Origin of the sequence: Phaeobacter sp. JH20_29, from assembly GCF_048056175.1 — a bacterium.
GTDB classification, from domain to species: Bacteria; Pseudomonadota; Alphaproteobacteria; order Rhodobacterales; family Rhodobacteraceae; genus Phaeobacter; species Phaeobacter bryozoorum.
Genome location: NZ_JAYMWO010000012.1, coordinates 62128 through 85928 on the forward strand (window position 1 = coordinate 62128; position 23801 = coordinate 85928).

Annotated in this window: 23 protein-coding genes; 8 read left to right on the forward strand and 15 right to left on the reverse strand. The window is 62.4% G+C overall.

From position 1 onward, the window contains the following. Positions 1 to 29 precede the first annotated feature (29 nt). The 4 genes from VWZ85_RS09105 to VWZ85_RS09120 form a co-directional block, all read right to left on the reverse strand. A complete protein-coding gene (locus VWZ85_RS09105) occupies positions 30 to 803 on the reverse strand; it encodes a glycerophosphodiester phosphodiesterase family protein (RefSeq protein WP_340546787.1) in 774 nt (257 codons plus the stop codon). Then, positions 800 to 1258 carry a RidA family protein gene (locus VWZ85_RS09110; RefSeq protein ID WP_340546786.1) on the reverse strand — a complete coding sequence of 153 codons (459 nt, stop codon included), beginning with the start codon at positions 1256 to 1258 and terminating at the stop codon, positions 800 to 802. Before VWZ85_RS09110 ends, VWZ85_RS09105 begins: the two co-directional genes overlap by 4 nt. A gap of 125 nt (positions 1259 to 1383) precedes the next feature. Continuing rightward, positions 1384 to 2700, reverse strand: a complete 1317-nt coding sequence (locus VWZ85_RS09115; RefSeq protein ID WP_416587952.1) for an HlyD family type I secretion periplasmic adaptor subunit — start codon at positions 2698 to 2700, stop codon at positions 1384 to 1386. Then, a complete protein-coding gene (locus VWZ85_RS09120) occupies positions 2697 to 4427 on the reverse strand; it encodes a type I secretion system permease/ATPase (protein ID WP_416535282.1) in 1731 nt (576 codons plus the stop codon). The genes VWZ85_RS09115 and VWZ85_RS09120 overlap by 4 nt, the downstream gene beginning before the upstream one ends. 184 nt (positions 4428 to 4611) lie before the next feature. Between VWZ85_RS09120 and VWZ85_RS09125 the strand changes: the two genes are divergently transcribed. Continuing rightward, a complete protein-coding gene (locus tag VWZ85_RS09125) occupies positions 4612 to 5391 on the forward strand; it encodes a VacJ family lipoprotein (protein WP_374015516.1) in 780 nt (259 codons plus the stop codon). Continuing rightward, a complete protein-coding gene (locus VWZ85_RS09130) occupies positions 5381 to 5989 on the forward strand; it encodes an MlaC/ttg2D family ABC transporter substrate-binding protein (RefSeq protein WP_340546782.1) in 609 nt (202 codons plus the stop codon). Before VWZ85_RS09125 ends, VWZ85_RS09130 begins: the two co-directional genes overlap by 11 nt. Before the next feature lie 272 nt (positions 5990 to 6261). Here the strand turns inward: VWZ85_RS09130 and VWZ85_RS09135 are convergent, their stop codons facing one another. Further along, positions 6262 to 8517, reverse strand: coding sequence for a transglycosylase domain-containing protein (locus VWZ85_RS09135; RefSeq protein WP_416587955.1), 2256 nt, complete (start codon positions 8515 to 8517; stop codon positions 6262 to 6264). A 270-nt stretch (positions 8518 to 8787) separates the two neighbouring features. Here VWZ85_RS09135 and VWZ85_RS09140 point away from each other — a divergent pair, with 270 nt between their 5' ends. After that, positions 8788 to 9126 carry a P-II family nitrogen regulator gene (locus VWZ85_RS09140; protein ID WP_024095995.1) on the forward strand — a complete coding sequence of 113 codons (339 nt, stop codon included), beginning with the start codon at positions 8788 to 8790 and terminating at the stop codon, positions 9124 to 9126. Between the two features lie 26 nt (positions 9127 to 9152). After that, complete coding sequence (locus VWZ85_RS09145; RefSeq protein ID WP_416595458.1) at positions 9153 to 10496, forward strand: ammonium transporter; 1344 nt, start codon at positions 9153 to 9155, stop codon at positions 10494 to 10496. A gap of 203 nt (positions 10497 to 10699) precedes the next feature. On the opposite strand, the gene VWZ85_RS09150 is transcribed toward VWZ85_RS09145, so the two are convergent. The 6 genes from VWZ85_RS09150 to VWZ85_RS09175 all read right to left on the reverse strand — a co-directional run bounded on the left by VWZ85_RS09150 (position 10700) and on the right by VWZ85_RS09175 (position 15835). Beyond that, complete coding sequence (locus tag VWZ85_RS09150; RefSeq protein ID WP_416587961.1) at positions 10700 to 11884, reverse strand: aromatic amino acid transaminase; 1185 nt, start codon at positions 11882 to 11884, stop codon at positions 10700 to 10702. Next, positions 11884 to 12735, reverse strand: coding sequence for a 3-mercaptopyruvate sulfurtransferase (sseA, locus tag VWZ85_RS09155; RefSeq protein ID WP_340546778.1), 852 nt, complete (start codon positions 12733 to 12735; stop codon positions 11884 to 11886). Before sseA ends, VWZ85_RS09150 begins: the two co-directional genes overlap by 1 nt. Positions 12736 to 12875: 140 nt before the next feature. Beyond that, the gene (locus tag VWZ85_RS09160; RefSeq protein ID WP_416535284.1) at positions 12876 to 13436 is read right to left on the reverse strand and encodes a hypothetical protein; all 561 of its coding nucleotides are present in this window, start codon (positions 13434 to 13436) and stop codon (positions 12876 to 12878) included. Between the two features lie 236 nt (positions 13437 to 13672). Beyond that, positions 13673 to 14149: an SsrA-binding protein SmpB gene (smpB, locus tag VWZ85_RS09165; protein ID WP_416587964.1), complete on the reverse strand. Its 477-nt coding sequence runs from the start codon at positions 14147 to 14149 to the stop codon at positions 13673 to 13675. 81 nt (positions 14150 to 14230) lie between these two features. After that, on the reverse strand, positions 14231 to 15094 hold the full coding sequence (locus tag VWZ85_RS09170; RefSeq protein ID WP_416541191.1) for a DMT family transporter: 864 nt from the start codon (positions 15092 to 15094) through the stop codon (positions 14231 to 14233). A 180-nt stretch (positions 15095 to 15274) separates the two neighbouring features. Beyond that, complete coding sequence (locus VWZ85_RS09175) at positions 15275 to 15835, reverse strand: helix-turn-helix domain-containing protein (RefSeq protein ID WP_416535285.1); 561 nt, start codon at positions 15833 to 15835, stop codon at positions 15275 to 15277. Between the two features lie 150 nt (positions 15836 to 15985). Here VWZ85_RS09175 and VWZ85_RS09180 point away from each other — a divergent pair, with 150 nt between their 5' ends. From VWZ85_RS09180 to VWZ85_RS09190, 3 genes are all read left to right on the forward strand, one after another. Beyond that, on the forward strand, positions 15986 to 16261 hold the full coding sequence (locus VWZ85_RS09180; RefSeq protein ID WP_416587968.1) for a benzoate/H(+) symporter BenE family transporter: 276 nt from the start codon (positions 15986 to 15988) through the stop codon (positions 16259 to 16261). A gap of 79 nt (positions 16262 to 16340) precedes the next feature. Beyond that, positions 16341 to 18185, forward strand: a complete 1845-nt coding sequence (ilvD, locus tag VWZ85_RS09185) for a dihydroxy-acid dehydratase (RefSeq protein ID WP_416587970.1) — start codon at positions 16341 to 16343, stop codon at positions 18183 to 18185. A 115-nt stretch (positions 18186 to 18300) separates the two neighbouring features. Further along, positions 18301 to 18768, forward strand: a complete 468-nt coding sequence (locus VWZ85_RS09190) for an NUDIX hydrolase (protein ID WP_416554719.1) — start codon at positions 18301 to 18303, stop codon at positions 18766 to 18768. Between the two features lie 130 nt (positions 18769 to 18898). Here the strand turns inward: VWZ85_RS09190 and VWZ85_RS09195 are convergent, their stop codons facing one another. Further along, positions 18899 to 19717: a sulfotransferase family protein gene (locus tag VWZ85_RS09195; protein WP_416545252.1), complete on the reverse strand. Its 819-nt coding sequence runs from the start codon at positions 19715 to 19717 to the stop codon at positions 18899 to 18901. A 141-nt stretch (positions 19718 to 19858) separates the two neighbouring features. Here VWZ85_RS09195 and VWZ85_RS09200 point away from each other — a divergent pair, with 141 nt between their 5' ends. Beyond that, positions 19859 to 21436 carry a DUF5928 domain-containing protein gene (locus VWZ85_RS09200; RefSeq protein WP_416587973.1) on the forward strand — a complete coding sequence of 526 codons (1578 nt, stop codon included), beginning with the start codon at positions 19859 to 19861 and terminating at the stop codon, positions 21434 to 21436. A 45-nt stretch (positions 21437 to 21481) separates the two neighbouring features. Here the strand turns inward: VWZ85_RS09200 and VWZ85_RS09205 are convergent, their stop codons facing one another. From VWZ85_RS09205 to VWZ85_RS09215, 3 genes are read right to left on the reverse strand one after another with little or no spacing between them, the layout of a single operon-like run. Beyond that, the gene (locus VWZ85_RS09205) at positions 21482 to 22129 is read right to left on the reverse strand and encodes a DUF1523 family protein (RefSeq protein WP_340546769.1); all 648 of its coding nucleotides are present in this window, start codon (positions 22127 to 22129) and stop codon (positions 21482 to 21484) included. Between the two features lie 8 nt (positions 22130 to 22137). After that, positions 22138 to 22404, reverse strand: coding sequence for a hypothetical protein (locus VWZ85_RS09210; protein WP_416535291.1), 267 nt, complete (start codon positions 22402 to 22404; stop codon positions 22138 to 22140). Beyond that, positions 22404 to 23801 (reverse strand): DUF6638 family protein, encoded by a 1398-nt coding sequence (locus tag VWZ85_RS09215; RefSeq protein ID WP_416587974.1) that lies wholly within the window; start codon positions 23799 to 23801, stop codon positions 22404 to 22406. Before VWZ85_RS09215 ends, VWZ85_RS09210 begins: the two co-directional genes overlap by 1 nt.

A 23801-nucleotide genomic window follows, 5' to 3' on the forward strand; every position in this document is an offset into this window, starting at 1 on the left:
GACAGTATCTGTGTCCGTCGCGGACGGGTTCAACCCGGAATATCAGAAAGATAGCGCTCGAAGGTGACATTATGCGCAATTTTGCGTGCCTCGGTTTCCATCGCGGCAGAGGTCACCGTCCAGCACAGGATCGGCACACCCTGATCACGCAGCTGCGTGACGCGATCCCGGCCGAGGTCCTGCACTTCGTGACTGATGAAACTGGCTTCGACGCGGTCGAAATCGGGGATCGCGCGCAGGTGGTCGCAGGTCGGCGTGCTCAATTCGCGCCAGCTGACCGGATCATAGGCGCTGGTGGTCAGTCCGCGCGGCACCTCGGGCGCCAGCCGTGCCAGCTCTGCCACGGAATGCGGGTTGAAGGACATCAGGGCGACATCGCCCTTGTAGCCCTGCAACTGGCGCAGGGTGTCTGCCTCCAGCGCGCCGATGTTGGGGCCCATATCGCCGTCCTGATCCTTCAGCTCGATCAGCAGCGGCGCGCGGCCTGCCACCAGATCAAGGATCTCTGCCAGATCGGGGATACATTCACCGTCGCCGCCCTTGAGCGGGATCGCGCGCAGCTGATCGCGGGTGTGATCCGCCACCAGACCGGTGCCTTCGGCCAGCCGGTCCAGGGCGTAATCGTGAAACACCATGGCGCAGCCGTCCGAGGACAGCTGCAAATCCATTTCGATACCATAGCCAGCCTCGATCGCGGCGCGCATGGCGGCGCGGCTGTTTTCCGGGCGGCCATCGCGCACATCATGCAGCGCGCGATGGGTTATGGGCTGGCGCAGGAGTGCGGCAGGCAGGTCAGCTCTCATGAGATCTGGAACACGCCGTCGATTTCCACAGCGACCCCCAGCGGCAGCGAAGGCGAACTGACGGCGGCACGGGCATGACGGCCGGCATCGCCCAGCACTTCGACCATCAGATCGGAAGCGCCGTTCACCACCTGCGGCTGGTCGGTGAAACTGTCGGTGGAATTCACAAAGGCGCCGAGTTTGACGACGCGCTTCAGGCGATTGAGGTCGCCGTCACAGGCGGCTTTCAGCTGCGCCAGCAGCGCGATGGCACATTGGCGGGCGGCTTTCTGACCTGCGGCCACATCCATGTCGGCGCCCAGTTTGCCGGTGATCAGCCCTTCGGGGCCGGCCGAGATCTGGCCGGAGATGTAGACCATATCGCCGACCACGACATAGGGGACGTAATTGGCAGCCGGGGCCGGTGCGCTCGGCAGCTGAATGCCCAGTTCTTTGAGTTTGGCTTCGATATCCATGGGTGCAGTCCTTTGCATCAGGTTTTGCGGAACGCTAACCGGGAAGCGGCAGGGCGGAAAGCAAAAAACCGCCCCGGGTGGGGCGGTTTTGCGACGTGTCCGCGGCTTCGCGCTGCTCGGCCCCGTCAGCTTTCCCTGAAGGCTTTGACGAAGTAGTCGGCAAGGGGTTTCACGAGATAGGCCAGCGGCGTGCGCTCGGCGGTGCGGATGTATCCTTCGACCGGCATACCGGGGATCAGCACCGTGCCCTCGGGCAGGGTTTCCAGCTGGCCGGGATCCAGTTCGATCTCGGTGCGGTAGTAGGAGAGCTTGCTCGCCTGATCCTCAAACGCATCGGCAGAGACCTGTTTCACCGTGCCGAAAAGTTCCGGCGTCAGGCGCTGATCCAGAGCCGGGAAGCGCAGGGTTACCGGCTGACCGACATAGATCTGATCGACATCGGTGGGGGCCACCTGCGCGGCAATCACCAGCGGCCTGTCCTGCGGCACCAGATAAAGCACCGGCTCCGCCGCCCGGATCACCGAGCGCGGCGTATGGACCTGCAGACCATAGACGATGCCGGAGACCGGTGCAGTGATATCGAGCCGCGCCAGACGTTCCTTCAGCGCGCGGCGGGTCTCGGCCAATTCCAGCTCCTGATAGCGCAGATCGCGCAGCCGGGTGATGGCCTGCTCGCGCTGCTGGGTGCCCAGTTTGAGGATTTCGATGTCGATTTCGGTGATGCGCCCCTCGGCCTGGGCCTCGGTGGCAATCAGCTCGCCCAGCGAACCTTGCAGGTCGGCCTCGGTCCGGCGCAGGTTCAGAACCGTGCCGGCCTGCGCCAGCCCGCGATCCAGCAGCGACTGCTGGTTTGCCAGCTCCTCCTCGATCAGCTCGAGCTGGGTGCGGCGCGAGGCCTGCTGCGCCAGAACGCCTTTGATCTGATCCTGTATCTGCGAGCGTCGTTTTTCCAGCTGGTCGATTTCGCGCGCCACCGAATCCTTGCGCGCCTGAAACAGGCGGAGCTGGCCCTGCATCAGATCGGCCACCTCTGGCCGGGTTTCGGCCAGTTCGGAAAGCTCGGCGTCGAACTCAACCGTCTCGGCGCTGTCCCGCTCGGCATCAAGGCGCGCGCGGCGTGCCATCAGTTCAAACAGCTGACCTTCGGTGATGACCAATTGCGAGTGCAGCTCCTTGGCATCCAGCCGCAGCAGCACCGCGCCCTCGGCCACGGTGTCGCCCTCTTCCACCAGAATGTCCTGCACGATGCCGCCGTCGAGGTGCTGCACAACCTGCCGGTTGCGGTCGACCTCAATCCGGCCCGAGGCCACGATGGCACCGGCGATGGAGGTGGCAACCGACCAGGTGCCAAAGCCCCCGAGCAGGATCACAACGCCGAACAGGCCGATCAGCAGCGGACGGCGGGCGGACCAGGATATGGCCCCGGTATCGGTCTGGTTCATCGCACACCTCCTGGCGCTGCCTGTTGAATGCTCTGGTGGTTCGAAACCATTTCCCGCAGGACCTTGTCCTTGGGGCCAAAGGCGGTCTGGATCCCCTGATCAATGACCAGCAAAAGGTCACATTCCTGAATGGCCGCCGGGCGATGGGCCATGATCAGCACCGATCTGCCATCGGCCTTGAGCTGTTTGATCGCCCGGTTGAGCGCCACCGACCCGTCGTTGTCGAGGTTCGAATTCGGCTCATCCAGAATGACGATCACCGGATCGTCATAAAGCGCGCGCGCCAGGGCGACACGCTGCATCTGACCGCCGGAGAGCCGCCCGCCCCCAGCCGTGATCCGGGTGTCATAGCCATCGGGCAGATGCACGATCATATCATGGGCCGCAGCCTTTTTCGCGGCGGCGACGACTTTTTCGGAATCCGGGTTGGACGACAGCCGGGCGATGTTCTGGGCAATGGTGCCCTCGAACAGCTGCACGCGCTGCGGCAGGTAGCCGATGTTCTGGCCCAGCACCTCGGGGGCGTATTGCTCCAGCGAGGCGCCATCCAGCCGCACCGTGCCCGCCGCCGGGCGCCAGGCGCCGGTCAGTGCCCGCGCGAGGGTGGATTTGCCGGAGCCTGAGGGGCCGATCACGCCGATGGCCTGACCCGGCTGCACCCGGAAGCTGACATTGCGCAGCTGCGGACGGCTGTCCCCCGGCGGCACCACCGCCAGCGCCTGTACTTCGAGATTGGCGGAGGGTTTGGGCAATTCGGTGCGCTGCGGCTCTTCCGGGACTTTCTCCAGCAGCTCGGCGAGATTGCGCCAGCCCTTCAGCGCGCGCTGCACCATCGCCCATTGACCAAGCGCCAGTTCGATAGGCGCCAGCGCCCGGCCCATCAGGATCGAGCCTGCGATCATCGCGCCGGCGGTCACCTCGTTCTGCAGCACCAGATAGGCGCCCAGACCCAGCATCGCCGACTGCAGGAACAGACGCAGGGTTTTGGTCAATGTGGTGAAGCCGCCGCCGACGTCGCTGGCGGCGACACTGTCCACCAGTGCGGCATCGCGGCCCGCTTTCCAGCGCTGAAACGCGGCGCGGCGCATACCCATAGACTGGATCATCTCCGCTTCGGTGCGGATTTCCTCGGACATCAGATTGGCCCGGTGGCCGGAAATGCCCGCCTGCATCTGCGGGCGGCGCGACAGGAACTGGTTCAGCACCGCGATGGCGATGAGAACCGCACCACCACCAAGCGCCAGCAGCCCGAGCCAGGGGTGGAACAGAGCGATGCCAAACAGGAAGATCGGCGTCCAGGGCAGATCGAATGCGGCACCGAGCACCGGCGAGGCGATCAGACGTTGCACCGATTCCAAATCGCTGAGACCGGTCTGCGCCACCGGATCCTGAGCCACCGCGGAACGGCGGATCATGGCATCAAACACGCGCTGGTCCAGCCCGGCCTGAAACCGCGCGCCGGCCCGCGACAGAATGCGCCCGCGCGCATAATCCAGAATACCCATTGTGCCGTAGAGAAACACCACCAGCAGTGACAGCGCGATCAGCGTCGCCACCGACCGGCTGCCCAGCACCCGGTCATAGACCTGCATCATGTATAGCGGTCCCGTCAGCATCAGCATATTCACGAAGAAGCTGAAGATACCGACCGACCAATAGAGACCACGACTGCGGCGACGATGCGCACGCAGCTCATCGAAGCCGGATTTATTAGTAGTTTTCGTCATGAGAGGTCTGCAATTCCCTGTCAATATGCCCTATGTATCAGCCACGCGCGCAGAAAACCGGACCACATATGTTCCAAATCTGCCACAACTGTGTAAACAAGCCCAGTCTCTGACTAGGCAGAGCTGAGAAACACCCTAAGTGGGTCCAACGCGCCCACAGCAGACAGATTGGACACCGAAGCGAATGACCTTCCCGCTGCGACCTTTTTTGATTATGGCCCTGGTAACTGTTACGTCGACACTGGCAGGCTGCGCAACCCAAGATAGTGTCTCGCGCGCGTCGGGTGAGGTGTTCGATCCTTACGAGAACACCAACCGGTCCATTCACAATTTCAACCGTGGTGTTGACCGCTTTGCCTTTCGCCCCGCTGCCAAGGGTTATGTCGCGATTGTGCCGCCGGATATGGTGACCAGTTTCAACAACTTTGCCGAGAACCTGTCGATGCCGGGTCAGGCGGTGAATGCGCTGTTGCAGGGCAATTTCAAGGAATCGGGCATCGCTGTATCGCGCTTTGTGATCAATACGATCTTTGGCATCGGCGGCCTTGGCGATCCGGCCTCTGACTTCAACGTGCCGCGTGTGGACACCAATTTCGGCGAGACGCTGCATGTCTGGGGTGTTGGCGAAGGCGCCTATGTCGAGCTGCCGTTCTTTGGCCCCTCCACCGCCCGCGACGGGGCTGGCATCGTGGTGGATTTCTTCACCAATCCGATCAGCTACGCTCGGCATAATCCAGCCGACAACATCGGCATCTATGCCGAGGTGGTGCGTCGTCTGGGGGATCGTGGCACATATTCCGACACCATCGACTCGATTTTGTATGAGAGCGCCGACAGCTACGCGCAGGCGCGGCTGATCTACCTTCAGAACCGCCGCTTCGAGTTGGGCGGCGATCAAAGTGAATACGAAGGGGTCTATGGCGATCCCTATTCAGATCCGTATGAGGACATCTATGCCGAGTAATTTTCTGACCCGCCGCAGTTTCCTGGCCACTGGCGTTGCCTTTCTCGGGCTGGCCGCCCTGCCCGGTAAAGTGCTTGCCCTGAGTGAAGCCGCCGCGCGCAGCCTTGTCGGCAGCGTCGTTGGCGACATCAACAAGGTCATCGCCTCCGGCAAGTCCGAAGGTGCGATGATCCGCGATTTCGAGAAGATTTTCGTGCGCTATGCGGATGTGAACATCATGGCGCGCTATGCGCTGGGTGTGGATGCCCGCCGCGCCTCGGGCGCGCAGATGAACGCTTTTGCCGATGCGTTCCAGGGCTATATCTCCCGCAAATACGGCAAACGGTTCCGCGAGTTCATCGGCGGTTCGGTCGAGGTGCAATCCGCGCGCAAGATCAAGGCGGGTTATGAGATCAAATCGCTGGCCAAGCTGAAAGGTCAGGCGCCGTTTGAGGTGACCTTCCTCGTGTCCGATAAATCCGGTCGCGACAAATTCTACAACATGTTCATCGAAGGCGTGAACCTGCTGTTGACCGAACGCACCGAGATCGGGGCCATCCTTGACCGCAACAAGGGTGATATCAACAAGCTGATCGCCGAGCTGAAGCGGCTGAGCTGAGTTCAGCCACCGCAGCGTCAGACAGATCACGAAGAAGGGGCCAGACGGCCCCTTTTTCTATTTCAGGATTGCAGTTTGTGCGCCGCGCCCGGTCAGCGCGCATAAGGTCGCGCGATGATCCCCAGCGCGGTGCGACACCAAACGGGGCTACCGGCGGTCACCAAACGGAGTGACTGAACGCCACCGCCCGCGCCGGAACGCTGCACGGTGACAGCGCAGAGACATGCGGGACATATGACCCATATTGGCCCGGCTTGGTCCGGCGTGATGCGCTATCGGTTGCCGAAGATGTCACGCAGCAGACCGTCCACCGCGCGCCCCAGTTCCTGCCCGACGTTGGGCCGCTGGCGACGCTGTGGCTGCGGTTGTGGCGGTGGTGCGATGGGCTGCGGTGCGATCATCGGCAGCGGTTTGGGTGTCAGACCGTCATGCACCCGCACCATGACCTCGCGCCAGATATCGGCGGGCAGACCGCCACCGGTCACGCCGGAGAGCGGCGTGTTGTCATCATAACCCATCCAGACGCCCGCGACATAATCGGCAGTGAAGCCCACAAACCAGGCATCACGGGCCGCCTGTGTCGTGCCGGTCTTGCCGGCCGCCTGCCAGCCGGGGATCTGCGCCCGCCGACCGCTGCCCTGCGACACCACCTGTTCCATCATCCAGATCAGTTCCCGTGCCGCCTTGGTCTGGATCACCCGCTCGCCCAGACCGCCGCTGGCGCCCATCAGAGGGGTGTTGTCGCCAATGATCGTCAGCTCCGTCACGCCATATGGGGTCACCGAGGAGCCACCATTGAGAATGCCCGCATAGGCTCCGGTCATATCAAGCAGCGTGCTTTCCGATGCGCCAAGCGCCAGCGCCGGGCCGGCGGCCAGTTCACTGTCCAGTCCGAAATCACCGGCCACGCGACGCACCAGATCGCGACCCACCGCCTCGGACACTTTCACAGCCGGGACGTTCAGCGAATCCCGCAGGGCCTGCGCCAGGGTGACCTCGCCATAGAATTTCCGCGTATAGTTCTTTGGACACCACTGGCCGGACCCCGGAACATCAAGGCAATATTGCGCGTCCAGCACCCGGTCGAGCGGCGAATACCCCAGTTCAAGCGCCGTGGCATAGACAAAGGGTTTGAAGGCCGAGCCGGTCTGACGCTTGGCCTGGGTCGCGCGGTTGAACACACCGGAGACACGGGATTTGCGCCCACCCACCATGGCCCGGACCGCGCCATCCGCGCTCATCACCACAATGGCGGCCTGCGCCTTGGAGCCTTCGCGGACCTTGGTGTCAAAGACATGGTTCAGTGCATCTTCGGCTGCGCGTTGCAGGCGCTGGTCGATGGTGGTGCGGATCACCACATCCTCGGTTGTCTCATTGCCAAAGAAATCCGGGATGGTGTCCATCACCCAATCGGCGAAATAGCCACCGGCGCGGGCGGCGGCGGCCTCGCTCAGGACCGCAGGCGTATTCTGCGCCGCGCGCATTTCAGCGGTGGTCAGATACCCCTGCTCCTGCATCAGGCGCAGCACGGTGGCGGCGCGATCCTGCGAGCGTTGCAGATTATTGGTCGGTGCCAGCGTTGAAGGGGCTGTCAGCAGACCCGCCAGCATCGCCGCCTCTGCGGCATCCACCTGATTGGCGGATTTGCCGAAATAGCGCTGCGCTGCGGCCTCGGCCCCATAGGCGCCACCGCCCAGATAGGCGCGGTTCATATAGATCGAGAGGATTTCATCCTTGGTGTATTTGGCCTCCATCGCCATCGCGAAGATGGCTTCCTTGGCCTTGCGCCACAGCGACCCCTGGCGGCAGTCGCGTTCATAGGCGCGCTCGCTCTCCCATTCGGTCGGATCATAGACCACGCCGAGGCACAGCAGCTTGGCGGTCTGCTGCGTGATGGTGGAGCCGCCATGGCCGGACAGCGGGCCGCGCCCTTCGCTCAGGTTGATGCGGACAGCGCTGGCAACGCCGCGCGGCGATACACCGAAGTGGCGGTAGAACCGTTTATCCTCGGTCGCGACGATGGCGTTCTTCAGGTAGGGCGAGACGGTTTCGCTGGTGACCACGCCGCCGAATTGATCCCCCCGCCAGGCAAAGACCTCGCCGTTGCGATCGGTGAGCGTGACAGAGCCGCGCGCGCGCCCGTCCAACAGTTCAGCAACCTCGGGCAGTTTCATGTAGTGGTAGCCCACCGCCAGCGCCACCAGCGCGGTCGAGATCATGCCGATCCGCCAGGCAAATCCCCAGGCCAGCCGGAACGCCCAGCGAAATGGTGCCAGCAGCAGCGCGAGGATCTTGCCCAGCAGGGTCTTTGGTTTCTGCGGTTTGCGCGGGCCTCTGCCGCCGCCCCCGGTGCCAGCCGTTTTGCGACCGCCGCCGAACAGGCCAAGCCAGCCCGATTTACGCGGCCTTGCGGTTGATTTCGGCCGTGGTTTGGCCTTGCGCGCGGGCGCTTTGCCCTGCGTGCCGCGCCCCGCTGTCGCGTAGCGCTTGTCTGCGACCAGAGGTCGGCGCCGCGGTCCTTGTGCCATCTTCCAGATCCTGCCCGGTTTGCCCGTTTTGCGGACCATACCGTGTCTGCGACGGTTTGTTGAGGGGCAGTTTCACGACATTTCCCCTCTGAAAGTCGGGTGTTTTTTAGGCGGACTGGCAAAAGATCGCCTATTTTTTAGCCGTCCCGCCGCAACCGCCCTCAAAACCCGGCCCCGAACGTTCCACCGACTCGGCTCTGCGGATTTGCTGCACCTGCAAACAGTTCAGGCGCTGTCACCACGCGCCGCCATCATCACAGGGGGTCGGGCATGAAAATGATCATAGCAACCATCAAGCCGTTCAAGCTGGAGGAGGTCCGCGAGGCGCTGACATCCATCGGCGTGTCCGGGCTGATGGTCACGGAAATCAAGGGGTTCGGCGCCCAGTCCGGCCATACGGAGATCTATCGTGGGGCGGAATATGAGGTGAATTTCGTGCCCAAGATGCGGCTGGATCTGGTGGTGCCCTCCGGGCTGGCCGATCAGGTCGTCGACACCATCACCCAGACCGCCCGCACCGGCAAGATCGGTGACGGTAAGATTTTTGTTCTCGACGTTGAGCAGGCGATCCGCGTGCGCACCGGCGAAACCAATCACGACGCGCTGTGAAAACGCGCAAAGGAAGGAAATCAGTTATGCGTAAATCAACCCTTTCCCTTGCAGCGGTGGCGACGCTGGCCCTGCCCGGCCTCGCCCTCGCCCAAGAGACCGCCGCTGCGGCCCCGGCGCCCGGAGCGGCGGCCACTGACACGGTGTTTATCCTCAACTCGCTGCTGTTTCTGGTCGGCGGCTTCCTCGTGTTCTGGATGGCGGCCGGTTTTGCCATGCTGGAAGCGGGTCTGGTGCGGTCGAAAAACGTCACCATGCAGCTGACAAAAAACGTTGCGCTGTTCTCTCTGGCGGCCATCTTCTATTACCTGATCGGCTATAACCTGATGTATCCGCTGGGCACCTGGTCGATTGAGGGCGTCCTCTCCGGTGTCTGGGGTCCGGGCGTTCTGGAGGCGGTGGGCATCACCGCCGAGCAGGCGGATGATTACTCCTATGCCGCCACCGGATCGGATTTCTTCTTCCAGCTGATGTTCTGTGCAACCACGGCCTCCATTGTCTCCGGCACCCTCGCCGAGCGCGTGAAACTCTGGCCCTTTCTCGCCTTTACCATCGTGCTGACCGCAGTGATCTACCCGCTGCAGGCCAGCTGGAAATGGGGCGGCGGCTTCCTGGACGAAATGGGGTTCCTCGACTTTGCAGGCTCCACCGTGGTGCATTCCGTTGGGGGCTGGGCGGCTCTGACCGGCGCGCTGATCCTTGGCCCGCGCATTGGCAAGTACAAGAACGGCAAGACCGTCCCGATGCCCGGATCCAACCTGGCGCTGGCCACCATTGGGACGTTCATCCTGTGGCTGGGCTGGTTCGGCTTTAACGGTGGCTCGCAGCTGGCGATGGGCACTGTCGGGGATGTCGCGGACGTGAGCCGGATCTTTGCCAATACCAACGCAGCCGCAGCTGGCGGCGCCGTGGCCGCGCTGATCCTGACGCAGCTGCTGTTCAAGAAGCCCGATCTTACCATGATCCTGAACGGCGCGCTGGCGGGTCTGGTGTCGATCACCGCAGAACCGCTGACGCCCGGTCTGGGCATGGCAACGCTGATCGGGGCTGCTGGCGGCATAATCGTGGTCTTTGTGGTGCCACTGCTGGACAAGCTGAAAATCGACGATGTGGTCGGCGCCATCCCGGTTCACCTGGTGGCCGGTATCTGGGGCACCATCGCGGTTGTGCTGACCAACCCCGAAGCCAGCCTGATCACACAGCTGACCGGGATCGTGGTTGTCGCGCTCTTCGTCATTATCTCTTCCGCCGTGGTCTGGCTGATCCTGCGGGCGGTGACCGGTATCCGGGTTGGCGAAGAGGACGAAGTCAACGGTCTGGACATGGCGGAACTGGGTATGGAAGCCTATCCCGAATTTTCCCCCAGCTGATCCGAACCCGGCTTGAAACTGAACGCGGTTCCCGGTGCCTCCGGGGGCCGCGTTTTCATTTGGGTGCCCCCCGGGCGGCAGCCAAAAGTCTTTGAAGGCTTTTGCCCAGACGAATTGAGAAAGTCTGGTGAGCCGTCGCAAAAACGCCCCGCCGAAGCGGGGCGTGATCATCGGTTCTGACAGCCTGAATCAGACAGGCGGGATCAGACGCCAGCGTCGACAATCGCCTGGGCGAGGATCGGCACCGTCTGGGTGTTCAGACCTGCGATATTCATGCGGCTGTCGCCGACCATGTAGATGCCGCTGTCGGCGCGCATCTTCTCGACCATTTCAGGCGTGGTGCCGAGCAGTGAGAACATGCCGCGATGCTGGGCCAGAAAGGCAAAGCGGTCAGACCCGGTCAGGCGCTGCAGCTCATCCGCGAGCTGCTGGCGGAGTTTCAGCATGCCAAGGCGGGTCTCTTCCAGTTCCGCCGCCCAATCGGCGCGCAGCGCGTCGTCATTCAGGATCATGGTCACCAGACGCGCGCCATGATCCGGCGGGAAGGAATAGTTCTGCCGGTTCAGGAACGCCAGCGTGCCCTGGTTCAGCCCCTGTGCGCCTGCATCCTGCGATACTGCCATCAGCAGGCCGGTGCGTTCGCGGTAGATGCCGAAGTTCTTTGAACAGCTGGCCGCGATCAGACATTCCGGCGTGTTGGCCGCCACGTAGCGCACGCCCTGCGCGTCCTCTTCCAGACCATCGCCAAAGCCCTGATAGGCAATGTCGATCATCGGAATGAGACCGCGTTCGTTCAGCAGCGCCACCACTTCCTGCCACTGCACGATGTTGAGGTTGGCACCGGTCGGGTTGTGGCAGCAGCCATGCAGCAGCACCACGTCGCCTTTGTTGGCGGTTTTCAGATCTTCAATCATGCCATCGAAATCAACGCCGCAGGTCTCGCGGTCGAAATAGCGATAGGCGACGGTTTCGATGTGCAGATAGTTCAGGATCGAGATGTGGTTGGGCCAGGTCGGGTTCGACACGAACACCCGCGCGCCGGGGTTGGCCATCTTGATCAGCTCAAACGCCTGACGCACGGCACCGGTGCCACCGGGGGTGGCGGCTGCCGCGACATTGCCCCGCTCGACGCTATCCGCAAGGATCAGCTTGATCATCGCGTCGGAATAGGCCGGATCACCGGCCAGGCCGACGTAGGATTTGGAGGTCTGCTCTTCCCACAGTTTATGTTCTGCCGCCTTGATGGCGCGCATCACCGGGGTCACCCCTTCGGCGTTCTTGTAGACGCCGACGCCAAGGTCGATCTTGTCATCGCGCGGGTCGTCGCGATACGTCTGCATCAGCATCAGGATCTTGTCCGCCGGCTGGGGTTTCAGGGTTTCGAACATCAGGTCTCTCCGGTTGCAACGGGAAGGGTTGGGAAGGCGCCCCACTCAGTCCAGGAGCCGTCATAAAGCGAATGATCGGTCTTGCCGATCCGCTCCATGGCGAGGCTGAGGACTGCGGCGGTCACGCCTGACCCACAGGTGGTGATGGCAGGCTTGCTGAGATCGACACCAGCCCGTTCAAAGGCGGCACGCAGCGCGTCCGGCGCTTTCATCGTCTGGTCAGCGTTCAGCAGTTCGGTATAGGGCAGGTTCTTGGAGCCGGGGATATGACCCGACCGCAGACCCTCGCGGGGTTCGGCAACCGTGCCCTGAAACCGCGCGGCCGCACGGGCGTCGATGATCTCGTGATCGCCGAGCTTGGCGGCGGAGGACACTTGCGTCACATCACGCAGCAGATGGTTCTGCACCCGCACGGTCATATGGCGGTCGCGGATGACCGGCGGCAGATCTTCGACCGGGTTGCCCTCGGCCTGCCATTTCGGCAGACCACCGTCCAGCACCGCAACATTGGTCTGCCCCATCAGGCGGAACAGCCACCACACCCGCGCCGCCGACCGCAGCCCAGTGCCGTCATAGACCACGACCTGATGGCCGTCACCGACCCCCATCGCGCGCAGGCGGGACATAAATTTCTCCACCGGGGGAACCATATGCGGCAGCTCGGAGCGATTGTCGGCGATATCGTCGATATCAAAGAAGCGCGCGCCGGGAATATGAGCTGCGTCATACTCCGCCTTGGCGTCTCGCCCTTCGTGCGGCATGTACCACGAGGCATCAAGGAGCCGCAGATCAGGGTCCTTCAGATGCGCAGCAAGCCAGTCTGTCGACACAAGCGTTTTAGGATCATCCAACGTTACCGCCTCCCCTCATATGTGCTGAGGCATCCGTACAACCGCGCGGACAGAGTCGCAAGGGAGGCCAGGCCTGCAGCGCAACAATCTGTCCCACCGGGCCGGATCGGAGGCGCTGCGCCGGGCATCTGCACTCCCTGTCAGCGGACAACCCGCAGCCGAGGGCGCGCGGATTCGGTGGCAGGTTGTGACCGAGGGGCCGGATCCGCCTTGCCCGCCGGGAAGCGATGGGCAAAGGACAGCGCCGCGCGGATCACATGCGGGTCCATCCAGCCGCCGGTCAGATCGGCCACGGCGTCGCGGGCCGCTGGGGTGTTGTCGCGGCGCATGTGATGCAGCATCCGCAGACAGGCCGCTTCATCCGCGGTGACACTGGCTCGGGTCGAGAGGGTCAGCGCGTCATGCCCCTGATAAAGCTCGCCGCGCAGGTCATGCAGGCAGCGCACCACCTTGAACAGCGCATGCGCGACCCCCAGGCCGAAACTCTCACCCCAGCGCTCAGCCGCGCTGCAACAGGCGTGCTGCCAGGCCTGGCTCTGCGGCTCTCGCAGGCAGGTGGTGAAATGGCGCAGCTGTGGCAGCAGCGCGACCTCAAACGGATCAAGCCCCAGTTCCGCAAGCGCGGTTTCTGCGGGCATAGTTGGCATGTCAGCGGCGGGCGCAGGGGTCAGAGGTCGCGAATCAGAAAGGGCCTCAGGCATCGGCATCATCCTTGTCACAGGGAGGAAAACAGAAGATGCCGGGCCTGACCGAGGGATGTGTCTGCTGGGTTGGGCTTATCTGACTTATTCAGTCAGTTATTGCAATGGCCGCGCGTTACCCGGTGCCACTGCCGGGCAGGATAGGGTGGCCGGGAAGCGACGGTCGTAGGTCCGACGCAGGCCCGGCGGCAGATCCAGACGTGGCCCTGTCCCACCGCAGCTGCAATGCGTCGCACTCAGCTGTGGTCTTTCAGCAGGCGTTGCTTCTGGCGCGACCAATCGCGTTTGGCCTCGGTCTCGCGCTTGTCGTGGTTCTTCTTTCCCTTGGCGATGCCGATCTTCACCTTGGCCAGACCGCGATGGTTGAAATACATCACCAGCGGCACCAGGGTCATCCCCTTGCGCTGGGTTGCATTCCAAAGGTTCGACAACTCCTTGCGCGACACCAGCAGCTTGCGGCGACGACGCTCCTCATGCTTGAACATCTTCGCCTGCTCGTAAGGCGCGATATAGGAGTTCACCAACCAGAGTTCGCCATCATCCACCGTCGCGTAGCTCTCGGCGATATTGGTACCGCCGGCGCGCAGGGATTTGACCTCGGATCCTTCCAGCAGGATCCCGCATTCCAGATCGTCCTCGATCGCATAGTCAAACCGCGCGCGGCGGTTCTCTGCGATCACTTTGTAATTCAGGTCTGATTTTTGCTTGGCCATGGGCGCAGATGTAAGCTGCCGGGGGGAGAGGTGCAAGATGGTGATGCAGCGGAGGATTGGCCCCCGCCCCACCGACCGGATTCAGGTAGGCTGACGGCGACGGCTGCGCATCAGGGTAAAGCCGCCACTGATCACGATGACCGCGCTGCCCATCAGGGTCCAGAGGTCGGGGCGCTCGTGGAAGACCACCACCCCAAGCACCATCGCAAACACCAGCCGGGTGTAGCGGAAGGGAGCGATGACCGAAATCTCGCCGCTCCGCATGGCGCCGGTCAGGGCGTGATAGGCCACCACCCCTACCACTGTTGCAGCCACCAGACCGGCCCCGGTGGCGAGATCCGGCATCACCATCGGCGCGCCAAAGGGCTGCGCCATGACCCCCGCAACGATCAGCATGGCAAATCCGGCCAGCCCGAGATGCGCGTTCGACAGCCCGGCCGGAGCCGCGCGGGTGGCCAGATCGCGGCCTGCAAAGCCAAGCGTTCCCGCCACCGCAAAGAGCGAGGCCAGCTCAAACCCGCTGGCCCCCGGGCGCAGGATCATCAAGACGCCGACAAAACCCGCCGCAATCGCCAGCCAGCGGCGCAGGCCCACATGCTCGTTAAAGAAGACCACCGCGCCGGCAGCAACCACCAGCGGCGTCGCCTGCAGGATTGCGGAGGCCGAAGAAAGCGGCGTCAGCGCAATTGCCAGCGTGTAGCACAGCCGCCCTGCAACCTCGGCGACAGAGCGCAGCACAAGCGCGCGCGTGCAGAACACCGGGGTCCACAGGCGGTGCCCCTGTGCACGCGCCATGATGGCAAAGATCACCATGCCCCCGGCCCCGAACAGGATCAGGATCTGCCCGACCGGCAGGCTTCGGGCCGCGGATTTGATGAACATATCCTCCAGCGCAAAGGCGGCCATAGCGAGCACCATCAGGAGACTGCCGCGCAGAGTGTCCATGGATCAGATCGCTTTCGTAATAAGGCCGGTGGAAAACTCTCCGGCAATAGGTCAATGGAAACAGGGGCAAGACGCGCGCACCCCGGAGGGTCTGGCGCCTCGTCATCAATGCCACCAGCATTAGGCATCCTCTGCCCCGGCGACAAGCCGCGCCGCTGCGGCCAATTGATCCGGCTGCCGCTAGCCGCGAGAGGCCACGCGGCGGTAGTGGTGCATGTTCAAGAACGCAGCACCGCTGTCGCCACAGCGATAGCCGTGTGGCTGATCCGCCGCAAAGCGCAGCCCCTGCCCGGTATCCAGCGCCACCCAATCGTCGCCCCGCAACACCTCCATCGCGCCCTCCAGCACGAAGACCTCTTCAGTCACGCCGCTGTCGTGGGGCTGGGACAGGTGGCATTGGCCGGGACGCAGGCTCACGTGAAAGGTCTCGGCCGCAAGCGCAGGATCAAAGGGAAACACCATCTTCACCGCGATCGAACCGGGAAACTGGACCGAGCGGAACACCCGCTCGCCGCTGGCGGCCAGATCAGGGGCTGCCGCCTCGCCGATCAGCGCGCTGAGCGGCAGATGAAACCCCTTGGCAATTTTCCACAGGGTGGCAATCGTCGGGCTTGATTCGCCGCGCTCGATCTGGCCCAGCATCGCCTTGCTGACGCCGGTGACCTCGGCAGCCCGTGACAGGCTTAGCCCTGCGCCCTGGCGAATGTCCCGCAAATTCAGAGTGATGCTATCTTCGCTCATGCCTGCTGCCCGTTGCTGGTCCGCCTGATGCGGATTGGTTCATGCCGCGCTTCAAAAACCTCTTGTGCGTTATAACGCACAAACGCTACTGTGCGCTATAACGCACAGACCTGCGATCTCTAGCGGATCCGCCAGCTCAGGAAAACCCGGATGCTCAGCCCCTTGAAACTGTCGCATAGTGTTGCCGGCGCTGTTGCCGTGCTGCTGGGCTACACCGGATCTGTCGTGATCATCGCTCAGGCCTGCCGCGCCCCCGGCGCCAATCTGGCGCAGGCCGACAGCTGGATTCTGGTCTTGGTTATGGGCATGGGCATAGGGCTCAACAGCCTCGGCCTGTCGCTGATGTCCCGGATGCCGATCCTGACCGCCCGGTTCGCCACTCCGCCCCGCCAAAGCCTGCGAAAACCGGCAGAAACCACCAGATAATTACCGAAGACCGCCCCGACATGTTGCCTTTGTTGCGCAAATCGTGTCCCTGAGGGGCAAAGACAAGGGAACCAGCCAGATGCCAATGTACCGATCCAGAACTTCCACCCATGGCCGCAATATGGCGGGCGCACGCGGATTGTGGCGCGCCACAGGGATGAAGGACGATGATTTCGGCAAGCCGATCATCGCCATCGTCAACTCCTTTACCCAGTTCGTACCCGGCCACGTCCACCTCAAGGATCTGGGCCAGATGGTCGCCCGCGAGGTCGAGGCGGCCGGCGGCGTCGCCAAGGAATTCAACACCATCGCGGTGGATGACGGTATCGCCATGGGCCATGACGGGATGCTCTACTCGCTGCCCTCGCGCGAGGTGATCGCGGATTCCGTCGAATATATGGTCAACGCCCATTGTGCCGATGCCATGGTCTGCATCTCCAACTGCGACAAGATCACTCCCGGCATGCTGATGGCAGCGATGCGGCTGAATATCCCGGCGATCTTCGTTTCCGGTGGACCGATGGAAGCGGGCAAGATCGACATTGCCGATCTCGACGCCAAGAAGATCGACCTCGTCGATGCGATGGTTGCGGCGGCCAACGAGAACCTCACCGATGAGCAGGTGCAGCATATCGAGGAAAACGCCTGCCCCACCTGCGGCTCCTGCTCCGGGATGTTCACCGCCAACTCGATGAACTGTCTGGCCGAGGCGCTGGGTCTGGCGCTGCCGGGCAATGGCTCGACACTGGCCACCCACGCCGACCGCAAACACCTGTTCCTTGAGGCGGGCCGCAAGATCGTCGACATCACCAAGCGCCACTACGTGGGCGAGGAGAAAGGCCTGCTGCCGCGCGAAATCGCCACCTTTGATGCGTTTGAAAACGCCATGAGCCTCGATATCGCCATGGGCGGGTCGACCAATACGGTGCTGCACCTCTTGGCCATCGCCAATGAAGGCAAGGTCGATTTCACCATGACCGATATGGACCGCCTGTCGCGCAAGGTGCCGTGCCTGTGCAAGGTCGCACCGAACACCGAAAACGTTCATATGGAAGACGTCCACCGCGCCGGTGGCATCTTCTCCATCCTGGGTGAACTCAGCCGCGCGGGACTGTTGCATGACCATTGCGCCACCGTCCACTCCAGCTCCATGGGCGAGGCAATCGCCAAATGGGACATCAAGGTTGCCAACAACCCCGAGGCCGAAGAGCTGTTCAAGGCCGCCCCCGGCGGCGTGCGCACCACCGAAGCGTTTTCGCAGTCCAACCGCTACAAGGAGCTGGACACCGACCGTGCAGGCGGGGTGATCCGCTCCAAGGAACATGCCTTCAGCCAGGACGGCGGACTGGCGGTGCTGTTTGGCAATATCGCCCGCGACGGCTGCATCGTGAAAACCGCAGGGGTGGATGAAAACATCCTGAAATTCACCGGTTCGGCCTATGTCTGCGAAAGTCAGGATCAGGCGGTGAACGACATCCTGACCGGCAAGGTCAAGGAGGGTGACGTGGTGGTGATCCGCTATGAAGGCCCGCGCGGCGGTCCGGGGATGCAGGAAATGCTCTACCCGACCTCCTATCTGAAATCAAAAGGGCTGGGCAAAGCCTGCGCGCTTCTGACCGACGGGCGTTTTTCCGGCGGCACCTCCGGGCTGTCGATCGGCCATGTCTCGCCTGAGGCAGCTGAAGGCGGCACCATCGGCCTGGTTCAGCAGGGGGATACCATCGAGATCGACATCCCCAACCGCACCATCCACCTGGCGGTCTCCGACGAGGAGCTGGCGACACGGCGCGCCGCCCAGGACGCAGCAGGCTGGAAACCGGTGAAGCCGCGCAAGCGCAAGGTCTCCACCGCGCTCAAAGCCTATGCCCTGCTGGCCACCTCCGCCGCAAAAGGCGCCGTGCGCGCCCTGCCCGACGACGAATAATCAGCGCTGTCAGTGAGTCCGCTTTTGAAGACCCCGGCATCTTGGATGTCGGGGCTTTTTCTTTCATAGAGATCCAGCCCTACTCGACCCACCGCGGCACCGCAGGAGATCCGACATGACCATTTGGCGCCCGGCCCAGTCCATTCGCGTGAAAACCATTGGTCTGCCCTGGCGCGATGGCCGTTTCCTCGCGGCGGAGGTGCCCGATGACAGCGGCCGGACCAAAGGCGTCCGCCCCTTGGGTGGCACCGTTGAATTTGGTGAAACCTGGCAACAGGCGCTGCGACGGGAGTTTCAGGAGGAGCTCGCTGTGGAAATCACCATCATCGGCGCGCCGGTGGTGCTGGAAAACATCTATCGGCACGAAGGCCAGACCGGCCATGAAATCATCTTCGCCGCGCAGATCACCTGGCCAGAGACCCGGCATCTGGCAGGCGATACGATTGAGTTCTACGAAGACAACGGCCTGAAATCTATTGCCAGATGGGTGCATCCCGATGCGCTGGAGACTGGCGGGATTGAGTTGTTTCCAACCGGATTGCAAGCCCAGCTGCAAGATCTGGGGTCCCCGACCCGCGCATAAGGCACAAAACCCCTCACCTTTCCCGAAATACTCCCGCCGGAGGCGCGCCGCGCCAGCGGCGCCACGCCCAACCGGGACAAGATCATGTCAATGATTGCAGCCCGGGCGGGAGCTGATGGTCGGGTGTGACCTACTCGCCCAGTTTGGCATGCACCTCATCGAGGTCGATCTCGCCGATGGGCATCTTGTTGGCGGGGTTTTCAAAATCGTATTTGAACACCTCGAAATCGCGCTTGTAGATCTCATAGACCAGATGCATCGACAGATCGTCAAAGTACTCCTCGACCGGATGCGCCCGCTTGGGACCGTGACCTTCGCTTTCGTTGAAGCGCGGGATCTGCGCCAGATCGACCCGATGCGGCGTCTCGATGGCGTCCAGTACATCCTGCATGCCCTCATTGAAGGCTTCGGTCCAGATCACCTTGTCGTAGCGCCCGCCGTTGCAGATGAAGGTGGAAACATGGCCCGAGGTTGCGGACCAGTGGATATCGGGATCCATCGGGCGGCGAAACTTCACCGTGTCGCGGACAAACAGCAGGAAACGGCGAAAGCTCTTGATCTGGTCAAAGGGCTGCTTGCCATCGTCACCGCCCACTTCGATCCCGTAGTCATAGGTGAGCCGCGGCACCAGATTGCCCCGGTAGCGTTTGCCATTGCGCTGGATGCCGCAAATCTTGTCGAAGAAGGAACTCAGCACGCGCGTGTAAGGGTTGCGCACGCAGGTGAACGCATAGGATTTCTGCGACTGCACATTGCCGGTAATCAGCGGCTGGCTGTCCGGCAGAGCCCATTTATGCAGCCCGCTGGTGGCATCATGGATATCGCCATCGAAGAACCGGCCATGATCTGAGTAATACATGATCTGACCAATGGTCGAGCAGGCACATTTGGGCACCACGCGGTAGACCACGCTTTCGCTCTCTGTCATCCAAGTGCCCGGAAATCCCATTCTTGCTCTCCCAGTCCGATGCGCTGCAATAGGCGCCATCTGCCAGCCTAGTCGTTAAAAGCTAAATAATGCGGTTTATTCAGTGAGAATTCGTCAGTATCAAGGAAACAATCAATCAAAATAAGACCCCGGGGCGTCGCCATGGCAAAAATCGCATATGTTCTGCTGTGCCATAAGGACCCAGAGGCGATTATCCAGCAGGCAGAGCAACTGACTGCCGCCGGGGATTACATGGCGATCCACTTCGATGGCCGGTCTCCTGCGCGTGATTTCCAGCAAATCCGAGCCGCGCTGAAGGACAACCCGAATGTCTGCTTTGCCCGCAAGCGGGTCAAATGCGGCTGGGGCGAATGGTCTCTGGTTCAGGCGACGCTCCACGCGCTGGAAAGCGCCGTCGCCACCTTCCCTCGGGCGACGCATTTCTACATGGTGTCCGGCGACTGCATGGCGATCAAGACGGCCGAATACGCGCGCCAGCTGCTGGACGCGCAGGATTGCGATTACATCGAGAGCTTCGATTTTTTTGAAAGCGACTGGATCAAGACCGGCATGAAGGAAGACCGGCTGATCTATCGCCATATCTTCAACGAACGCAGGAACAAACGCCTCTTTGATCTGACCCACATGGTGCAGAAACGGCTGGGCCTGACGCGCGTCCTGCCCGAGGATATGCAGATCCAGATCGGCAGCCAGTGGTGGTGCCTGCGCCGCCGCACCGTGGAATGGATCCTGGCGTTCCTGAAGGACCGCCGCGATGTGCTGCGGTTCTTTCGCACCACCTGGATCCCGGATGAGACCTTCTTTCAGACCCTGGTGCGCCATCTGGTTCCCGCCAGGGAGATCGAGAGCCGCACGCTGACATTGCTGATGTTCTCTGACTACGGAATGCCGGTCCAGTTCTACAACGACCATTACGACATGCTGATGGGGCAGGATTTTCTCTTTGCCCGCAAGATCAGCCCCGAGGCACAGGAGCTGAAATCCCGGCTCGGCGCGCTTTATGCAGCACAGGGGGTTGAGTTTCAGATCTCCAACGAGGGTCGTAACCTCTATGAGTTTCTGACCAAACGCGGACGCAACGGGCTGCGCTTTGCCCCCCGTTTCTGGGAAACCGAAAGCACGCTCGGGCGCAACCGCGAATTGCTGATCATCACCTGCAAGAAATGGCATGTGGCCAAACGTCTGATCGAGCGGCTGCGTGAGGTGAGCAACATCCCGGCGCTCGCCTATCTGTTTGACGAAGAAGGCACCGAGATGCCCGACCTCGGCGGTATCGAGGCGACGTTATGGAAACGCACCCGCCACCGCCGCGCGCTGGTTCGGATGCTGTTTGACTATTATGAGACCGACCGGCTGGTGATCTGCCTTGACCCTTCGGCATTGGAGCTGATGCAGGATTTCTGCGCGGACCGGGCCGTGACACGTCTGCTACAGATCGAATGCAACCTGAGCGACGATTATCTCACCGGTCATGCCGAACGCATTGGTCTGGCCGGTCAACAAACCTCAGCCGCCGCACTGGAGCGGCTGCTGCCGACGATCCGCAACGATATCCAGCATGAATCCGACCGCATCCGCGATGTGGGATTTGATCACCTCAGCCTGATCCGCGAAAGCGACAGTGACGAGCAGATCGCCGAACAGCTGATGCCGTTTCTGGCGCTGGACCATGACGCCGCATTGAGCCTTGCCCGGACCGAGCATCTGTTCTCTGACTAGGGGGCCATCTGGGGCTGCGCAGTCGGCAGCCCCGCTTGTCCTGCGCTATTTCTGCTTCCAGCTGTCCAGCCAGCGGCGCAACCGGCCACGGCGTTCCGACAGCGCATCGCCGGCAGCATAAAGGCTGTCTTCGACATTCTCGACCATCGGGTCGATGCGCGCCCGGCGGAAACGGCGCCAGCGCACATATATCGCCCAGACCACCGCTGCCAGCAGCGTGAGGAAGATGATGTTGAACCAGTTCACCTGGGTATGATCCGGGCCGTCAACCGGTTTGACCGCAACCGCGTTGGGAAAGATCGACAGGAATTCATTGCGCCAGCCATAGTGGCGGACCAGCACCCACTGCGGGTCTGATTTGGTGGACGCGAGATCGGTCAGCTCGGCCTGAAGATTGGAGCTATCCAGCTTGAAATACGGCGGCCAGCCCCAGCCGGTGTCCTCGTTGCGATAGACGATGGGGCGACCATTGGGAAAGAAAGCCTCGACAAAACGCACGTCGCGGTTGACGCTGGTCGCGCTTTCCTGCGCGGTATCCTGCTGTGCCCAGAAGATCGAGTTTTCACCAAAATCGACCCGGCGGACCTCGGTCTTGACCACGCGCACCACGTCGTTCTGCGGCAGCGTGTAATGCAGAAAGGCCCCCGCCAGCAGCCAGAAGGTGAGAATGAACACCCATTTTACGTAACGCATCAGCGACCTCACATGAAATTCATGACATAAACCAGAAGCGCAATGGCCCCCAGCGGCACGATATAGACCAGCAGGATCAGCCTGCGCCGCAGCGAGCGGTCATATTGGTGCAGCCCGCGCTGGATGAAGGCGGAACGGTCTCCGGTCAACCCCTTCTCGGTCCAGCGGCGTTTCAGCTTGGCCCGGCGTACCTCGCGCGAGTAGAGCGACACCAGGGCATAGATCACCGTCAGCACCACAAGAAGGATCGCCATCAGGCGAATGAAGGCAAACATCAGCGCCGCCCCCGCGTATTGCCCCGGCGACCTACCACCCCCCAGGGGCCGACCCGCTCGACCAGACGATCCGGGGAATGCGCCTGCTCGGCCCCCCGACGGCGGGCCTCGACCGCAGGGCTGCGACCGCTCATATCCGGCTCATGGCCAAAGAGAGCAGCCCGCGCGCCGGCCTTGTCCACGGCATATTCCCGCGCAAGGAAGGTCACGACGTGATCCTTCTTGTTCTCTGGCCAGCCGCGATACTGCTGATAGAACGCCTCCTTGTGGCAGATGAACAGCTGGCGGAAATCCAGCGGGGTCAGCTCTGCCAGCAGCATGTTGACCAGATCGCGATCCGGCGTATTGGTTGCCCGCAGGCAATAGAAATAGGCGGGATGGTCCGATTTGATCTGGGGCCATGCGCCGCCGCTATCTGCCCAGCGGACCATGGCCGCCATACCCTCGAACTCCGCCGGCAGATCACTGGCGTGACGCGCTGCCAGCCGCCGCAGATCGCTGCGCGACAGGCCGGAGAGGTCCATGCCCTTATCCGCCAGAACACTGATCGCCAGAAATCCCATCTTCTGGCGCAGGATGGCCGCGCCATCGACACCGCGTGCACGGATGATCGGCTCCACCAGCCCGTTCAGCTCCAGAAACTTGGCAATGGCGTTCTTCTGGCCAAGGTCGAACACATGGTCCAGCGGCACGCCCTCGGGCTTGGCGCCGCTGGCGATCACCGCCGGGCGCTCCACCTTCTGAAACACGTAAAGCCCGCCGAAATGCGCGGTCCAGAAATTCTGCTGCTCAAACACCTCATGCTTCAGCCGCACCGGGTTGCGGGTGACATCGCCGGTTTTTTCCGCCGTCTCGATCATCTCGGCGATCAGCGCGTCATCGAACCAGCCGTCTTCCTCACTCTTGAACCGCTCCACCAGCTCCGCCAGCCGATCCGCCTGCCGCAGCGTGGCCCGCGTGGTGTCGGCCTCGATCCGCACCTGACGGATATCGAACAATTTGGCCGGGGTCGTGACCTCGAAGACCGAATTCACCAGCTCGCCCGCCACCGCATCCGTGGCCGTCAGCGCAAAAAGCTGGCTTTCATTGTCGGCAATGAACCGGCGCAGAATGTCCCGGCTGGTGGAGAATTTCACATTCAGGAGCGGGCAGCGTTTCTGTTCAGTGCTGAGCAGGATGAACTGCCGGTTCACGCCCGCATGGTTCAGATAGTGATCATCCCCCAGCTCATCGCCCACCTCCGGCGAGTAGCCAGAGATATCGACGTGGAAATCCGTCAAAGCCGTTGTCTTGCCGGTCAGATGCTTCAGCGCGCGGTTATAGCGCTCCACCAGCGCGGGCGAGGCCACTTGGAAGAGATTGCCGAACATCAGGCCATGCTGGATGAGGCGTTTCAT

Bases quoted from the DNA above. Each gene is read 5' to 3' on its own strand.
- VWZ85_RS09105 (WP_340546787.1), bottom strand. From the start codon at position 803: ATGAGAGCTGACCTGCCTGCCGCACTCCTGCGCCAGCCCATAACCCAT.
- VWZ85_RS09110 (WP_340546786.1), bottom strand. From the start codon at position 1,258: ATGGATATCGAAGCCAAACTCAAAGAACTGGGCATTCAGCTGCCGAGC.
- VWZ85_RS09115 (WP_416587952.1), bottom strand. From the start codon at position 2,700: ATGAACCAGACCGATACCGGGGCCATATCCTGGTCCGCCCGCCGTCCG.
- VWZ85_RS09120 (WP_416535282.1), bottom strand. From the start codon at position 4,427: ATGACGAAAACTACTAATAAATCCGGCTTCGATGAGCTGCGTGCGCAT.
- VWZ85_RS09125 (WP_374015516.1), top strand. From the start codon at position 4,612: ATGACCTTCCCGCTGCGACCTTTTTTGATTATGGCCCTGGTAACTGTT.
- VWZ85_RS09130 (WP_340546782.1), top strand. From the start codon at position 5,381: ATGCCGAGTAATTTTCTGACCCGCCGCAGTTTCCTGGCCACTGGCGTT.
- VWZ85_RS09135 (WP_416587955.1), bottom strand. From the start codon at position 8,517: ATGGCACAAGGACCGCGGCGCCGACCTCTGGTCGCAGACAAGCGCTAC.
- VWZ85_RS09140 (WP_024095995.1), top strand. From the start codon at position 8,788: ATGAAAATGATCATAGCAACCATCAAGCCGTTCAAGCTGGAGGAGGTC.
- VWZ85_RS09145 (WP_416595458.1), top strand. From the start codon at position 9,153: ATGCGTAAATCAACCCTTTCCCTTGCAGCGGTGGCGACGCTGGCCCTG.
- VWZ85_RS09150 (WP_416587961.1), bottom strand. From the start codon at position 11,884: ATGTTCGAAACCCTGAAACCCCAGCCGGCGGACAAGATCCTGATGCTG.
- VWZ85_RS09160 (WP_416535284.1), bottom strand. From the start codon at position 13,436: ATGCCTGAGGCCCTTTCTGATTCGCGACCTCTGACCCCTGCGCCCGCC.
- smpB (WP_416587964.1), bottom strand. From the start codon at position 14,149: ATGGCCAAGCAAAAATCAGACCTGAATTACAAAGTGATCGCAGAGAAC.
- VWZ85_RS09170 (WP_416541191.1), bottom strand. From the start codon at position 15,094: ATGGACACTCTGCGCGGCAGTCTCCTGATGGTGCTCGCTATGGCCGCC.
- VWZ85_RS09175 (WP_416535285.1), bottom strand. From the start codon at position 15,835: ATGAGCGAAGATAGCATCACTCTGAATTTGCGGGACATTCGCCAGGGC.
- VWZ85_RS09180 (WP_416587968.1), top strand. From the start codon at position 15,986: ATGCTCAGCCCCTTGAAACTGTCGCATAGTGTTGCCGGCGCTGTTGCC.
- ilvD (WP_416587970.1), top strand. From the start codon at position 16,341: ATGCCAATGTACCGATCCAGAACTTCCACCCATGGCCGCAATATGGCG.
- VWZ85_RS09190 (WP_416554719.1), top strand. From the start codon at position 18,301: ATGACCATTTGGCGCCCGGCCCAGTCCATTCGCGTGAAAACCATTGGT.
- VWZ85_RS09195 (WP_416545252.1), bottom strand. From the start codon at position 19,717: ATGGGATTTCCGGGCACTTGGATGACAGAGAGCGAAAGCGTGGTCTAC.
- VWZ85_RS09200 (WP_416587973.1), top strand. From the start codon at position 19,859: ATGGCAAAAATCGCATATGTTCTGCTGTGCCATAAGGACCCAGAGGCG.
- VWZ85_RS09205 (WP_340546769.1), bottom strand. From the start codon at position 22,129: ATGCGTTACGTAAAATGGGTGTTCATTCTCACCTTCTGGCTGCTGGCG.
- VWZ85_RS09210 (WP_416535291.1), bottom strand. From the start codon at position 22,404: ATGTTTGCCTTCATTCGCCTGATGGCGATCCTTCTTGTGGTGCTGACG.
- VWZ85_RS09215 (WP_416587974.1), bottom strand. From the start codon at position 23,801: ATGAAACGCCTCATCCAGCATGGCCTGATGTTCGGCAATCTCTTCCAA.